The following is a 15,898-nucleotide window of genomic DNA, read 5'->3' as shown; positions in this document are numbered from 1 at the left end:
ACTATTTTATCTTTTTCCAACTGCTTAATTGAAACTCAAATTTTTGATGTATGGGCAGCTGCAGTTCAAATATAACTAAATCAGTTTCGCCGGAAATCAATCGCAACGATCCGTTGTGCAGCTCTGTGAGCGATCTGGCAAGCGCCAGCCCGATACCGGTTCCCGGTTTATCATTTCCACGTCCCCTTACAAAGGGTTCAAATATCTGGTCTTTAAACTCTCCTGGTATGCCTTTGCCATCGTTGTGAAAGCTAATCTTAAAATATTCATCGGAATCGTTTACAGTATGTATATTAACAGTGGCCCTGGTAGCCGCGTATTTAACGGCATTTGACATGAGGTTGGTAGATATTTTAATGAGCGCCTCCCTGTCTACAAAAGCCGTAAAGTGTTTTTCCGGTAATACTATATCCAGGGCAATATTGTTACCGGCAGCCTGTCCTTTAAAGCCGGTTACCAGATCGGTTATGAGTCCAACGATATCTGTTTTTACAAAATTCAGGCTGAACTGGTCCGCTTCCGTTTTTCTAAAGTCGAGTAGCTGGCTGGCCAGCTCTATCAGGCGCCGGGTGTTTCTTTCAGCTATCGAGAGACTTTTCTTAACATCCGGATCTTTATCAAATTTTTTGCTCAACCATTCTATAGGCCCCGCTATAAGCGTAAGCGGCGTTTGTATTTCATGTGTAATATTGGTGAAAAATTCGATTTTGGCCTGGTAAATTTCTTTTTCCTTTTCGTGTTCAAACAGCTGTTGCTTGCGCAGATTTTTACGTTCAAGGTATTGACGATACAAACGGTCTGTGATGAATATAACAGTACCTAAGAGCAGCAGGTATAAAATATAAGCGAGGTTGCTTTTCCAAAAAGGCGGGAGAATTTTGATGAACAGCCGCTGTTCCCTGCCGGTCCAGCTTCCGGTGTTGCTTTCAGCCTGAACAATAAATTCATAGGTGCCGTGGGTAAGATCGGTAAAATAGGCTTTACGATTTGTATTGAGGTAGGTCCAGGGTTGGTCAATACCTTTCATCAGGTATTTATACCGCGTTGCTTCGGGGGACGAAAAGTTTAGCGCTGCAAATTCAATACTGAAATTGTTCTGGTCATATTTCAATATAACCGTGTCTGTGTATAAAATAGATTGGGAAAGGGGGCTGCTATGCCCACCTGGTGCTGCTTCTGTATTATTAATCTGGAAACCTGTAATATAGGTAGGTGGACTGGGCTCTTTTTGATTAAATAAAGCCGGGTCAAAACCAATCATACCTTTAACGGAGCCAAAGTACATTTTACCATCGGTATATTTATAAGCCGAGTTGTAATTGAATTGGTCTGTAATCAGCCCGTTGGCCTGTGTGTACACTTTTACCTGTTCTGTACGCAGGTCAAAACAAATAAGACCTTTGGACGAGCTGATCCACAAATGTTTTGAATTGTCTTCCAGGATGCTGTACAATACATTGCCCGGCAGGCCGTTTGCGGTTGTATATCTCTTGATGGTTTTCCGGTCATGGCTTAGTTTTATAAGCCCGCTGCCGGTTGTGGCAAACCATAAAGCATGGTTGCTGTCTTCAAAAATATTATACACGGGAAATTCGTTAATAGTCTTTCCCCTGGTGGTATCACCAAAACGTAAGTTCCCGCGCAGGCCGGTTGCAGGATTATAATAAAATGCGCCTTCCTTTACGCTGCCTGTCCAGATATTTCCTTCTGAGTCTTCAAATATATCGTACACATAAGTGTTGTATGGTATCTCGCTGATACGCTTAAATGTTTTGTGTTGTGTATCGTACTCAAATAGTCCGGCGTTACGGTATGCAGTACCCACCAGCAGTTTATTGTTTTTTGTCCGGTAGATGGAAATTACAAAATCACTCACTGGTCCGTTCTTATCACCAATAAGTTTAAACCGGTCTGTAATCAACCCTGTACGCATATCCATTATTTCCATGCCCTGTAAAAAGGGGCCGATAAATAATCCGTTCCCCCAGGAAAGCAGGCCATGTATGTTAGCGTAAGAGAGGCTTCCCTTTTGACCTGTAGCTGTATAGTTTGTAAATAACCCTGTTTTTAAATCCAATTTGTTAATCCCGGCATCTTCCGTGCCGATCCATAGGTGGCCACTGCTGTCAGCGCATATCTCTCTTACCGCATTTCCTGAAATAGCATTAGCACCCGGCAGCGGATAATATTTTTCAAATCTCGCATTGACTTTTGAATAATAATTTAACCCGCCAAAAAAAGTACCGGCCCACATACCACCCTGGTTATCCCTGCATACTGCATACACAGCATTATCTGCCAGGGCATAAGGGTCGCCTGGCCGTTTTCTCAGGCTTATGCTGTTGTTGGCGGCTAAGTCGTAAATGTAAATTCCCGATTCGGTAGCGATCCAGTATTGCCCATCATTACCTGCTGCAATATCGCGGACAAATATGTCCGTATTTTTATCAGCATCCAGTGATAGGGATTTGACAATGCCGGTTTTGGTATGATAGCTTTTTAAACCCTGCTTAAAACAACCTATTAATAGTTCGTTATTACGGATAGGGTATATTTTGCTGATAGACCTGGCATTTGCAGGCAAACTTTTATTAACAATCCTTATCCGGGAACCAGGCTTTGTTTTGGGGTTGTAAATACGGATATTACCATCATTATCACCCATCCATAAATTCATATTTGAATCCAGTGCAATACAGGATGCTTTTGTTTTTAAGTCCACCACCCTATTCTCTGCCTGTATGTATTTATATAGGGAAAACTGAATGAGGAACCACAGGTTATTATTATTGTCTATTACAAGGTTGTTGGTATATTCTTTCGGGACGGTTTCCAGTTCGGTGAGCACTTCTTTGTACGGGTCATATTTAAAAATGCCTTTGCCGGTAGCTATCCAAATCATCCTGTTTTTATCCTCGGCAATACAATTAATAACATCATTTCCCAGGCTACCGAATTTATCATTGTTGTTTTTGTAGGCCTTAAAAGAGTACCCGTCAAAACGGTTCACTCCCCCACGTGTTCCCACCCATATAAAACCTTTACTATCCTGTATTACAGCGGTTACCGCATTATGCACTAACCCATCATCCACCTGGTAGTGCCTAAAATAATATTGCCCATAACAGGAAGAAATGGTAACGTGGAATAGTAAATTCAGCAAAGCAATATAACCGGACAATTTCATAATACTGAATTCAAATATAAATAATGATATCAAGATACTATGGGTTTTAAAATAAAATCGTATCACTTGTTGCAGTGTATACCGGATATTTGGTACGATTCGTCAAAAGATTGAACATAATGCCTGATCAATAAAACTTCGATAGGCTGTCATTCAACTAACTGTTATCAAAGCCACAAAGCATCATATACCTTGGCGATGTTAATGGTCATTAACATCGCCTGCACAAAAAGTTAGTATGCAGCCGCATTTTTTGATTAATTTTAGCGGAGATCTAAAATCTGTAATATTGTTCGGGGGAGATTTACAACAGGAGGAACTGGTGCGGCTTTTACAGGCCGGCGACCAACAGGCATTCAGGAAATTATTCGATTTATTGTATCAACCCCTTTGCTTTTTTGCCCGGAAGATTACCGGAAGCGCAGAAGAAGCGGAGGATGTTGTCAGTACCGCCTTTGCCAGGCTTTGGGACCGTCATTCCCATTTCGTGGCGTTCCCCGCTATACAATCTTTCTTATATACTACCGTCAGAAATCAATGCCTTAATATCCTCAAGCACCAGGAAGTAGTTTCCAATGCGGCTAAAATTCTCCAATCCGAGCCACAGGAAATGGATAACTATATCGAAACCCAGGTGTTGCAGGCAGAGTTGCTGCAAATAATTTTTGCTGAGATGAGCAAACTTCCTGAGCGGCAAAGACTAATACTGGAATGGACTTACAGGGATGGACTACCGGCTGCGGAGATCGCGCAACAGCTTCAGATGAGCCCTGCGCATGTCCGCATGGAAAAATCCAGGGCCATGTCCCAGCTTCGCCATATGCTCCGCGAACGCAAACTACTGGGTCTGTTTATGGCCCTCTTCCCTTTAATTCAATCCGGGAAACATAATTTCTGAGGTCTTTACTAAAAAAAAATAAATTTTTGTTGCGTTTTGCCAACATGGTTGTTTTAGTATTATATGCAGCCAGCAATACAGGTCGATAGAGCAATTTTACGCATACTATATAAAAAATGCGCAGGTCAGGAACTGACGACGGAAGACGAACGCCGGTTAGAAGACTGGCTGGCCGCATCGTCGTGGAACCGCGAGGCGATGACAGAGATAATGGATGACGGTTGGTTCACAGATAATATGGCCATATGGGAACAGGTTTCCGCAGATCCGTTATGGGAACGGGTACAGCAAAAAATAGCAGACCAGCCACCCGTTGTTAAATTCAACAGGAATAACTACCGCAAATGGATGTATGCAGCCGCTGCATCCTTACTTCTGATAGGATCGGCCTCGCTCCTCCTATGGCGGAATAGCCACCAGCGTATAACGGATCAAATGGCTATCAGCGATGTGGCTCCGGGCGGCAATACGGCCAGGCTCACCCTTGCCGATGGCTCTACGATTCTGCTGGATAGCGTGGCAATTGGCAAGTTAACACAGCAAGGCAATGTAAAGGTGATAAAGTCAGCAGGAGGACAGATCCGTTATGAAAACGGATCTTCTGAAGGCGCTGGTCAGGCTTCACTCAACACGCTGACTACTCCCAAAGGAGGTCAGTATCAACTTTCGCTGCCGGATGGCACCAAAGTGTGGCTCAATGCCGCCTCGTCTATCACCTATCCGACATCCTTTGCCCAGGGCGCCCGCATGGTAACCGTAACCGGAGAAGCGTATTTCCAGGTTGCCAAAGATGCCGGAAGACCTTTTAAAGTGAAAGCAGCCAATACTGAGGTGGAAGTATTAGGCACTCATTTCAACATCAGCGCCTATGATAACGAACCTGCTGTAGCCACTACCCTTGAGGAAGGCGCTGTAAAAGTACATTTGATCAGCACCGGACAAACACAACGCCTTACGCCCGGCCAGCAGGCATTATTACTAAAGGGGCAGTCACAAATCCGGTTGGTTAAAAATGCTGATATGGAAGAGACATTTGCCTGGATCCACGGCAACATAGCCTTTCATGATGCAGATGTAGCAACGATCATGCGCGCGCTGGAAAGATGGTATAATATTACTGTAGATATAAGAGGTTCCCTGCAGGACCAGACATTTTATTTCTCTGTCAATAGAAACGCTCCTCTATCGGAAGTATTACACTTCCTGGAGGTTTATAAAATCAACTATTCGCTGGACGCGAAGAACCGGAGACTAACAATCACTCCCTGACTATCCAGTTAACCAACCATATGCGTATCGCTCCGGGCTTGTCCCGGGCGCATCTGAGAAGTTATGCGGATAATACAGGGAAGAATCATTTATTCAAATGCCCAACAACCAAAATTATGAGGAAATTTTGTGACGAGCATCCGTTACCTATCGTAAAGAGTTTATTGCGAACGCCTATTCACATGGCCGTCCTGCTTACATTCACTATGCTTCTCTTCTGTATGTCCGCACGGGCACAGATTTCGATGAAGGTAAAAAATGAACAGCTGGATAATGTACTGCAACAGGTTCGTAAACAAAGCGGATATAACCTGGTGTATGATGTAAAAATGGTACGTCAGAAAGGTAAACCGGTAGCTGTAGATTTGAAAAATGTGTCTGTTCAGCAAGCCATGCAGGCAATTTTTCACAACCAGGATCTGGCCTGGGAAATTACCAGCGCACGAACCATATTCGTGCGCGAAAAAGTGCAGTATACCACCAATCAAACTGTAGAAGTTCAACAGAACGTTCATGGCAATATTATTAATGAGGCAGGTGAGCCAATGCCCGGCGTCAGCATCAAGATCAAAAATGTCAATTATGGAACGATAACCGATAGGTCCGGTGATTTTACCCTGCCTGGCGCGTTTGTCAATGCAATACTGGTCATTACCGCAGTAAATATGGAGCCGATGGAATTTGCCCTGGACGGCAGGTTATCCGTCACCATTATTGCACGCAAAAAAGAATTTGCCCTGCAGGGAGTGACCGTAACAGTAAATACCGGCTACCAAACCCTGTCCAGGGAACGGGCAACCGGCTCTTTTGCCAAACCCGACATGAATATTTTCTCCCAACGGGCAGGCACAATGAATGTTATCGCCCGGCTTGAAGGTCTGGTACCGGGTATGACAGTGATTCCCGGAGCGCGGGTAATCAATACTACCCGGGACGGCGGCACCAGCGGCCAGCAAAGCCTGATACGCGGCAGGGCCAGCATTGAGCTCAATCCCGATCCGTTGTATGTGGTCAACGGTATACAGGTGCCCGATATCGAAAGCATAAACCCCGATGACATTGCCGATATAACCGTACTCAAAGATGCAGCCGCGGCTGCCATCTGGGGGGCGCGTGCTGCAAATGGCGTGGTTGTCATCACCACCAAAACGGGTACAAAAAACAACAGGCTAAAATTCAATTACAGCGGGATGGTTAACATCCAGGGGCGGCCTGATTTTAATTATATGCCGATGATGAACAGCAGCCAGTATATCGGAGTGGCCCGGCAACTGTTCGACCCGGTGAATTATCCCTGGAACACCTTGTCAAATGGCGTCATTACCCCGCATGAAAAGATCATGTACGACCGTTACCGTGGACATATCAGCAGCGCCCAGGAAAATGCCTCACTTGATAGCCTTGCTGCACTTAATAATGCCAGCCAGATCAGCGACATCTGGTACCGCAATGCCAGCACCACCAACCATACCCTCTCCCTTTCTGCCGGTACCAGCAACTATTCATTCTATGGATCTTTGGCCTATACCAATGTAACCAGCAATCGCCCGGGTGAGCGCAACAATACCTACCGGATCAACTTTAACCAGCAATTTACTCCCAATAAAATCATCAAGGCTACGCTGATTACCGCACTAAGCCAAAATGAGGTGAGCAGCAAGCGACCCATCCAGGTAGATCATTCTTTTATTCCCTACCAGCTGTTCCGTGATTCCAAAGGACAGCCCCTGTCGATGCCCTATGTACAAGGCTGGTCTGATTCATTGCGCAACGACTATGCTACCCGTAGCAGGCTTAATTTAGACTATAACCCACTGGGAGAAATGAGTCAGGGCAATTCCAATTCAACAGCCGTTAATATCAATGTATCCGGTACCCTGGAGATTGCATTGCCTGTAAAAGGTCTCAGCTTCCAGGGAAATTACGGCTACATCCGCAACCAGGTGAGCAGCAGCAGCTATGATGACATCGCAGGTTTTGCACTCCGTAAAGAGTTGTTAGGGTTTACAGTAGCCCCTACAGCTGCATCAACACCCGTGTATTATCTGCCTACCACAGGAGGCTCCTATAGCACCGCTAACCAACAACTTCGTAACTGGACGGTAAGAAATCAGCTGGTGTATAGTTTCAAAGACCAAACTGGCAATCACCAATTGGGCGTACAGGCAGGACAGGATATCCAGGAACAGGCTATGATTATGACCGGTACGAAAGTACGTGGCTACAACAATGCACTGCAAACCTATTCTGCCCTGGATTATAAAATGCTTAGCAATGGAGTAATGGGTACAATGATTCCCTGGGCCAGCCGGCTCCAGGAGCTGCCTTTCAATAAAACAGAAGATGTAAGGCGCATTGTTTCCTATTTCACACTGGTGAACTATGAATTTGACCATAAGTACAACCTGGATATGAGCTGGCGCATGGATCACAGCAACCTGTTTGGAACCGACCGGGCTACACAAAACAGGCCGGTATGGAGCGTAGGCAGCAAATGGCGGGTTGGCAGGGAGCCATTCATGGAGAATGTAGCCTGGGTAAGCGATCTGGCACTACGCGCAACGTATGGCATCACAGGTAACTCTCCCTATAGCGGAGGCGCCTCTTCTTATGATATCCTGATGGGCGATTCCTGGCCAAGCTACGGAGGGCCCTCTCTCAATATCATCACGCCTGCCAACCGCAGGCTGGCCTGGGAGATGAGCCGCACTACCAATATTGGCCTGGACTTTAGCCTGCTCAAACAACGTATCAATGTTGGAGTGGATCTTTACCAAAAGAAAACAACCGACTTACTTGGCGGCTATAGCACCAATCCTTTAACCGGGTTTATCAGTATCAGTGGTAATATCGGAGAAATGGAAAACAAAGGGGTAGAACTCAGCCTGAAAACAGTTAATATCAACGCAGCAAAATTCAGATGGCAATCCAACCTGATTTTCAGCTATAATAAGAACAAACTGGTGGACTATACCCCGCCCTCGGTTTTTGCCAACTCTGCCTCTTCACGTGTAAGGGCCAACTACATCATCGGCTATAGCATGCAGTCCCTCTGGGCTTACCGGTTTGCCGGCCTTGATAATATGGGCGACCCGATGATCTGGCTTTCCGACAAAACGAAAACCAAATCCAGGAATGTGGCCACAGTAGAAGATGTACAATACATGGGCACTGTCATCCCACCCTTCAACGGCAGCATCAGCAACATGTTTACCTATGGAGCTTTTTCCCTGGACGCCAACATTGTCTTCAATCTGGGTCATGTGATGCGGCGGGATGTCAATACGTTTTATACCGGCAGACTTACGGGCGCACAAGGATTATTCAACGGCAACATCCGTACTGATTTTGAAAACAGGTGGAAAAAACCGGGTGACGAACAGTTTACTTCAATTCCCTCCTACGTCTCCAATGAAAATGAAAGTTTCTTCCGCCGCGATATCCAATATTACGCGCTTGGAGATGTGAATGTGGTCAGCGCCTCTTATATCAAGCTCCGGGATATCACGCTGGCCTGGAACATGCCAGCCCGCATTGCTCAGGCGATGCGTCTCGGCAGCGCCCGGGTCTTTGTGCAAACAACCAATTATATGCTCTGGAAGGCCAACAAAGACAACATTGACCCGGAGTATCATATGCTGGCCGAAGGCATCCGCCTGCTGCCCGGTTTTAGCCATGCATATAATTTGGGCGCCAATATTTCATTCTGATAAGATTAAAATGAAAAAAATGAAAAAGCAATTCTTCTTATATAGTCTTCTTATTTACACAGTTGCTGTATTGACCGTTTCCTGCAACAAGTTCCTGGATGTGATACCTAAAGGAAAGCAGGTGGCTTCAACAATAACAGACTACGAACTTTTGATGAATTCTCCCGATTTCTACAACTATTTGCAGGGAGGCGGATGGCAGGTACCACTGCTGATGGGCGATGAAATAGCCGCGGAAGAGAATTATTACGCCAATGCTTACCCTTATGTACAGCGGTTATTCAGATGGGATGATGTGATTTATGAGGAATCAGATGTAGCAAGTGATCTCAGAAGTTTTCTTTCCAATCTCTATACCTGTAATAAAGTCATCAATGAAGTGATGAACGCGGATGGCGGAACCAGCCTTGAAAAACAATATATCCAGGCCGAGGCCAAAGCTACCCGCGCCTGGATCTATTTCCAGCTCATCAATTTTTATGCAAAGCCCTACCAGGCTTCTACAGCAACCACCGATCCGGGATTTCCCATCATTACTACCGCGGACGTAATGCAGAACTCTTTTTCCCGCAGCACGGTCCAGGCGGTGTACGACTTTATGATTGCTGATCTCAACGCCGCCATCGCAGTGCTGCCGCTGCGTTTCAAAGTCAAAAGCCGGATGTCTGGCGCTGCTGCAGCAGCCATCCTGGGGAAAATATACCTTTTCATGGGGAAAAGCGTTGATGCCTTGCCGCTGTTTAATACAGCTATCGATGACGCCAACACCTCTCCCATTCAAACCAGGCTTTACGATTACAACAAAGAGCTGGCGCCAGGTGGATCCTTTCTTCCTATTGGCATGAATGGTCCTAATTCTGCCTATGTAAATCTGAACGATTATACGGAATCTGTACTGGCAAAAACCTTCAGCAATCAATTCGCATCCGGTGGCATGGGTATTATCATCAAGCCGGAAACAGCAGCCCTGTTTGGCCCAACAGACCTTCGGTTATTATTCTATTCAGCCGATTATCCTGACTGGTCGCCTAACCCGTCCGGCCGCCTGCGCCGCTATGGCGTCATGTATTCCAGGTTTGGTGTCACCCTTGCCGAGCTTTACCTGCTCCGTGCAGAATGCAAGGCCCGGATGGATGATCTGACTGGCGCCTGCGGCGATATGGAAATGCTGCGGAAACACCGGATGCCCGAAGCAGATGCTCCCGTCCCTTCTGCTACAGCGACAGATAAATTTGCGTTGATAAAATTCATCTTCGATGAGCGCATCCGTGAATTTGCGGCAGAAGGCTATCGCTGGTTCGATATGCGCAGACTCAGCGTGGATCCGCTGTTTCCCAATCAGACATTTACCCATAGCGTCTACCTGCAGAACGGGAGCACGCAAACATATACCCTGCGTCAACCCGACAGGCTGACGCTTCGCATTCCATCCAATATCATGGTCGTAAACCCGGGGCTGGAGAATAATCCATAGAACCATCTAAAATCGATTTATAATGAAAAAGTGGCTAATGCCCGCATGCCGGGCTGCTATTGTATTGCTCTGTACCAGCAATCATTTGTTTGCCCAACACGAATTTACAGTGCGCGGTGAGCTGGGAAAAGATCAACAGGGAATGATAAGAATCACTTATTCCAACCGGGGTGAAATGGTGAAAGACTCGGTTAATTTTAAAGATGGCAGGTTCACCCTGAGCGGCAAGATCACCTCTCCCACTCAGGCTGTTATCGTTATTAATCCGCTTTACGGACGAATAACCTACGACCAATACATGGCACTGGATCAACAGGAGTTTTACCTCTCGCCGGGCGTCAATACCATCGAAGGCAAAGCAGGACTCAAAACAGCAAAGATTACCAATGGCAAAGAGCAGGCATCTTTCAGGATTCTCGACAGCCTGCACCGGCATTTTGAATCCCTGACCGAGGCGCTGATGCGCTCCGGCCAGGCACATTATGAAGCCAAAGACTCTATGGGTGTCCAACTGGTCAGGGATTCCATGACGGTGGTGCGCACACAAAGCGCTCTGGCTGACAGCAACTTTATCCTCAGCTATCCGGATTGTTTTGTGGCGTTCGATCTTTTTGCTTTGAGGTATGAAACCCAGGCGCTGAAACTGCCCGAAGCACAAACTGCGTTCGAGCGGTTTACCGCTCCCATTCGTGAGTCTTACCAGGGAAAGCTGTTCGCAGCCAGGATCGCAAAAGCCCGGCACCTTGCCCCGGGAACAATGGTTCCTGATATAAACCTGCTCGATACCACCGGGCAGCAGGTATCCCTGTCCTCTTTGCGCGGCAAATATGTTCTGCTCGGTTTCTGGACAACGCTTTCCGGCGGGACGCCTGCGTTTATGCAATCTTTAGAGCAGATCCGGCTACAGGTAAATCCTTCCACTCTTCAAATCTATGCTGTTGGCATTTCGCCGGACTGGAATTTCTGGACGCAAACCTTGTCTCGCCACAAATCTTCCTGGATCAATGTCATTGATCTGGATGGGATTACCGGCACCGGTGCGAAAAGTGAAACCGCCAAAGCGTTTGACCTGGGCATTATGCGGCTGCCGCAAGGTTACCTGATTGGACCAGAAGGCAAAATCCTGGCCGGCGGACTAGCTTTTGACGAACATCTCGCAGCCACCATTCAGTACTTGATAAAACAAAAACAGACAGATAAATGAAAAAGCTTTTGTGGATCACAGCATTGCTATGCCCGCCTTTAGCACATGCCCAGGTAAAGATGAGTGTACATGGACAAGTCAGACACCCGGCGGGCACCCGGCAATTGTATTTTTTTGAAAGACGGAACCAGATTCCCGTTTTGATAGATTCAGCCAATATCAGTAGTGACGGACAATACATAGCCAACCTGCACCTGAAACGGGAAGGAGCTTACCTGGTGGGCGACAGAATGGGCGGACAATATGCTTTCTGGGCTACGGGAAAAGACCTGGTGATGGATATTGATGAGCAGGAAATGCCCATTGTTGCGAATGATACCGATAACCAGGTTGTGCACCAGGTGAATCTGGCCATCGCACAACGAACAAAAGACTACGGTACCAATCCACGACAGGCCTTGCAATCTTTCAGTGAAAAACTGACGGTGCTGATCCGTGCCAACGCTACCCACCCCGGTGTACTCTATCCGCTAAGTTTCTTCAGTTTTGAAACGGATTCCGCTCTTATTGGCGAGATCCTCCCAACCCTGTTAAGAAAAAATCCATCTAACGCCGCAGTGAAAGCTTATGCTGCTGCAGCCGTGAGATTACAGCAAGGTTCGCCGGCGCCGGACTTTGATTTCGTGACCCCAACGGGCGAGAAAAAGAAACTCTCCGCAGCGCTGACCGGATCCAAATACGTGCTGGTAGATTTCTGGGCTTCCTGGTGCGGCCCCTGTCGCTCCGGCATCCCCGGGATCAAAAAGCTCTACGACGAATATAAAAACAAAGGGCTCGACGTGCTGGCTATTTCACTGGATGCCAAAGAGGAAGAATGGAAAAAAGCGTTGGCGGAGGAGGAAATGACGTGGCGCCAGGGACGGGTACTGGACAAAGGTGTATACCTGATGGAGACCTACCGTTTCAGCGGCATCCCTTACCTGGCGCTCTTTGACCAGCAAGGCAAAATAGTGACCGTCAATGTTAGCCACGAAGCACTGGAAAAGAAATTCCTGGAATTGATGGGACCTCCCGATCCGGTAGCAGCCACACAAACCGAATACAGCTCACTGGAGGCTGATGATGTTGAAAAAAAGATGATTACAGACGTGCTTTCCCGCAATCTGCAGCCTGAATACGAGACCGCGCTCAAGGGAAGTACACAGGAGTCCTTTGTGAAAGCATACACGGACCAGCTCAAAGCAACTGCTGATCTCAAGGGCTTCCAGGCTGGTAAACTATTCTACTCGTTACCGGGTTACTATAGGGAACTTATGAAACTGTACCGGTCACCGGTAGCGGATAAATCCAGGGAATATGGCCAGTTGGAAGCAAAACAGCTCCGTTACCTGCGTTACCTGTTCAATAAACCTCAATATGAAAAATACCTGCGCTACCGCAAAGACCACCCCGTATTGCCGGGAGCTGTACCGCTGGACTCCGCCGTTAGAACCGGGAAGCTGCCTAACGGTTTCACCTACTATATTCGCCGCAATGATCAACCGAAAAACCAGGTACTGATGTACCTGGTCAATAAGGTAGGGTCCATTCTTGAGCAGGAGCATGAACGCGGGCTGGCTCACTTTATGGAGCATATGAACTTCAATGGTACGCGCCACTTTCCGGGTAACCGGCTGGTGACCTACCTGCAAAAGGCAGGCGTTCGTTTTGGCGCAGACCTTAATGCCTATACAAGCTTCGATGAAACGGTATACGAGTTGCCACTTTCCACCACTGATCCCAGCCTGGTTGATTCAGGTTTATATGTCATGCGGGATTGGGCTAATGCCGCCACACTGGATTCGTTGGAGATTGAAAAGGAACGCGGGGTAGTAGTCGAAGAAAAGCGCCTTGGAAAAGGGGCGACAGAACGGCTGAGAAATAACTTTTTGCCGATAGTGACTAATCAGTCCCGGTATGCGGAGCGGTTGCCCATTGGTACTGATATGGTGCTGAAGAATTTCACCCGCAAAGACCTGGTACAATTTCATCGCAATTGGTACCGTCCGGACTTGCAGGCGCTGATCGTGGTGGGTGATATCGATGTTGATCAAATGGAAAAGACCGTGCGGGGCATGTTTGCCGATTTGCTTTCCCCTCCCGGCGCTCCTCCGCGAACTCATTATGAGGTACCACTGACAGGTAAAAATCAATTTTTGGCTCAAACGGATCCGGACCTCACCAATACACAATTACAAATCCTGGTGAAACAGAAGGGCCAGCAGATAAGCTCCGAAGCTGATTTTATTGCTTCCATGAAGCGGACCCTGTTTAACAGTATGCTTGGCAGAAGAATGCAGGACGAACTCAATCCCCTGCCAGATCCGGGATTCACGTCAATTAGAGCAAGCGTTCAACCGCTGATGGGTGGGCTCGATGCTTTTTCCTATGATGTGACTGCCAAAGATGGAATGTTAAAACAGGCGGTGCAACAGGGCTGGCGTTCACTGACCCGCGTGACCAAATATGGCTTTACGCCTGCAGAACTGGACCTGGCTCGCCTGTCCTATCTCCGCTCCCTGGAAAATGCCAGGATGGAAGCAAGCAAAACACCATCCCGTAGTTATGTATCCGAATACCAGGCTCATTTCTTACATGGTACAGCCAGCCCGGGCCTCGATTGGGAGTACCAGTTTGCAAAAGCCAATATCGGCGCTCTTACTGTTGCCGATATCAATGCGCTCATTCCCTATTATATTGGGTCCACTAATCAGGATATCCTGATTCAGGCACCGGACAAACAAAAAGACCTGCTGCCGGATGAAGTAGCAGTACGCCGGTGGCTGAACGAAGTGGCAGAAGAAAATCTGGAACCAGTCAAGGAGGCAGGATCTCCGGTAAAATCATTACTGGACCACGACCCAACGCCGGGAAAAATCGTTTCGTCCCGCCGCAACAAACAAATGGGAACCGAGGAACTTACTTTAAGTAACGGGATCAAAGTTGTACTAAAGCCTACCCGGTTTAAAAACGATGAGATCAGCTACAACGCATTTGCGCCCGGTGGTACCTCCCGCTACCCTGATTCCATCTACCTGGCTGCAACCTTGTCGGCCCGCCTGCTAAGCGGTTTTGGCATCGGCAAATTTAGTCCGGCTGATCTGGCACGCATCCTCAACGATAAAATCGTCAATGCAGGCATATACATTGGTCCCCGCTCCCAGGGCATCTTTGGCAGCGCTTCCACCAAAGACCTGGAAACTGCACTGCAGTTAACCTATCTGCAATTTACCAGTCCGCGGGCCGACAGCCAGCTGTTCACCAATGCCATCAACAGTATGAAAGCCTCACTGATAAACCGCTATGCCGATCCCTCCAATGTGTTTAGCGATACTATCAATAATTTCATGAGTGGTTATAGTCCGCGTAGCGCCACTCCGTCGATTACACAGGTGAATCGTGTAAAGCTGTCTGATATAGTGTCAATTTACCGCGACCGATTCGCGGACGCTGATGGCTTCACCTTCATATTTACAGGCAATATCGATAGCATAACGATCCGGCCATTACTGGAAAAATACCTGGGTTCGCTGCCATCCCTGCAACGTAAACAAAAGGCAATAGATTACAAAGCAACGGTACCTGCCGGCCGCATCACGAAACAGGTATTTAAAGGCAGTGAAGAAAAAGCAACTGTCAGGATAATGTTGGGGGGCCAGGACAACCTCACGCCGATGAACAGGTTGTTGTTAAATGCTATGGGCGAAGTTTTGCAATATCGCTTACTGGAAAGTCTCCGCGAAGAAGCCGGAGAAGTGTACAGCCCCTCTGTGCGTACTTCAACGGTGAAATATCCCGTTTCACGATTTGGTATCACCATTTCTTTCGGTTGCGCCCCTGTCAATGTCGATCACCTGGTATCATTGGTAGAGAAAGCTATGAAAAAACTTGTAGAAGACGGAACCAGTGCTGAAGATCTGCAAAAGTTCAAGACGGCCTTTATCAAACAAACAGAAGCCGCCCTGAACACCAATGATTTTTGGTTAAGCTATTTGAGTACACAATATGAAAACGGTGAAGATGTAGCTGAAATCAATCATTACCGTGAATATCTTGATAAACTGACGTCGGCCTCATTGAAAAAAGCGGCGGCCCACTATCTGAGTGGCAAAAACATGATCCGATTCGTGTTATTGCCAGAAAAGATTTGAACACCAGGAGAAATGAATGTCGAACA

The 15,898-nt window shown here is 47.2% G+C and carries 7 protein-coding genes; 6 read left to right on the top strand and 1 reads right to left on the bottom strand.

Annotated elements, in window-relative coordinates; all coding sequences use genetic code 11:
* Position 1: 1 nt before the first annotated feature.
* Complete coding sequence (locus V7S65_RS05665) at positions 2-3,187, bottom strand: ligand-binding sensor domain-containing protein (RefSeq protein ID WP_336385905.1); 3,186 nt, start codon at positions 3,185-3,187, stop codon at positions 2-4.
* A gap of 289 nt (positions 3,188-3,476) precedes the next feature.
* On the opposite strand from V7S65_RS05665, the gene V7S65_RS05660 reads away from it, so the two are divergent.
* The 6 genes from V7S65_RS05660 to V7S65_RS05635 all read left to right on the top strand — a co-directional run bounded on the left by V7S65_RS05660 (position 3,477) and on the right by V7S65_RS05635 (position 15,872).
* Complete coding sequence (locus tag V7S65_RS05660; protein WP_159454158.1) at positions 3,477-4,085, top strand: RNA polymerase sigma factor; 609 nt, start codon at positions 3,477-3,479, stop codon at positions 4,083-4,085.
* 63 nt (positions 4,086-4,148) lie between these two features.
* Complete coding sequence (locus V7S65_RS05655) at positions 4,149-5,354, top strand: FecR family protein (RefSeq protein WP_079467797.1); 1,206 nt, start codon at positions 4,149-4,151, stop codon at positions 5,352-5,354.
* 116 nt (positions 5,355-5,470) lie between these two features.
* Complete coding sequence (locus V7S65_RS05650) at positions 5,471-9,064, top strand: SusC/RagA family TonB-linked outer membrane protein (RefSeq protein ID WP_336385906.1); 3,594 nt, start codon at positions 5,471-5,473, stop codon at positions 9,062-9,064.
* Positions 9,065-9,083: 19 nt separating this feature from the next.
* Positions 9,084-10,538, top strand: coding sequence for a RagB/SusD family nutrient uptake outer membrane protein (locus V7S65_RS05645; protein ID WP_336385907.1), 1,455 nt, complete (start codon positions 9,084-9,086; stop codon positions 10,536-10,538).
* A 22-nt stretch (positions 10,539-10,560) separates the two neighbouring features.
* Positions 10,561-11,742 (top strand): TlpA disulfide reductase family protein, encoded by a 1,182-nt coding sequence (locus tag V7S65_RS05640; protein WP_336385908.1) that lies wholly within the window; start codon positions 10,561-10,563, stop codon positions 11,740-11,742.
* Positions 11,739-15,872, top strand: coding sequence for an insulinase family protein (locus tag V7S65_RS05635; RefSeq protein WP_336385909.1), 4,134 nt, complete (start codon positions 11,739-11,741; stop codon positions 15,870-15,872). The genes V7S65_RS05640 and V7S65_RS05635 overlap by 4 nt, the downstream gene beginning before the upstream one ends.
* Positions 15,873-15,898: the final 26 nt, after the last annotated feature.

This window comes from Chitinophaga sp. CCNWYY40 (genome assembly GCF_037483205.1).
Taxonomy (GTDB): domain Bacteria; phylum Bacteroidota; class Bacteroidia; order Chitinophagales; family Chitinophagaceae; genus Chitinophaga; species Chitinophaga ginsengisegetis.
The sequence above is the reverse complement of the archived record's forward strand: the minus strand, read 5'-3'. Positions and strand labels throughout refer to the sequence as shown.

Bases quoted from the DNA above. Each gene is read 5' to 3' on its own strand.
- V7S65_RS05665 (WP_336385905.1), bottom strand. From the start codon at position 3,187: ATGAAATTGTCCGGTTATATTGCTTTGCTGAATTTACTATTCCACGTT.
- V7S65_RS05635 (WP_336385909.1), top strand. From the start codon at position 11,739: ATGAAAAAGCTTTTGTGGATCACAGCATTGCTATGCCCGCCTTTAGCA.
- V7S65_RS05650 (WP_336385906.1), top strand. From the start codon at position 5,471: ATGAGGAAATTTTGTGACGAGCATCCGTTACCTATCGTAAAGAGTTTA.
- V7S65_RS05645 (WP_336385907.1), top strand. From the start codon at position 9,084: ATGAAAAAGCAATTCTTCTTATATAGTCTTCTTATTTACACAGTTGCT.
- V7S65_RS05640 (WP_336385908.1), top strand. From the start codon at position 10,561: ATGAAAAAGTGGCTAATGCCCGCATGCCGGGCTGCTATTGTATTGCTC.
- V7S65_RS05655 (WP_079467797.1), top strand. From the start codon at position 4,149: ATGCAGCCAGCAATACAGGTCGATAGAGCAATTTTACGCATACTATAT.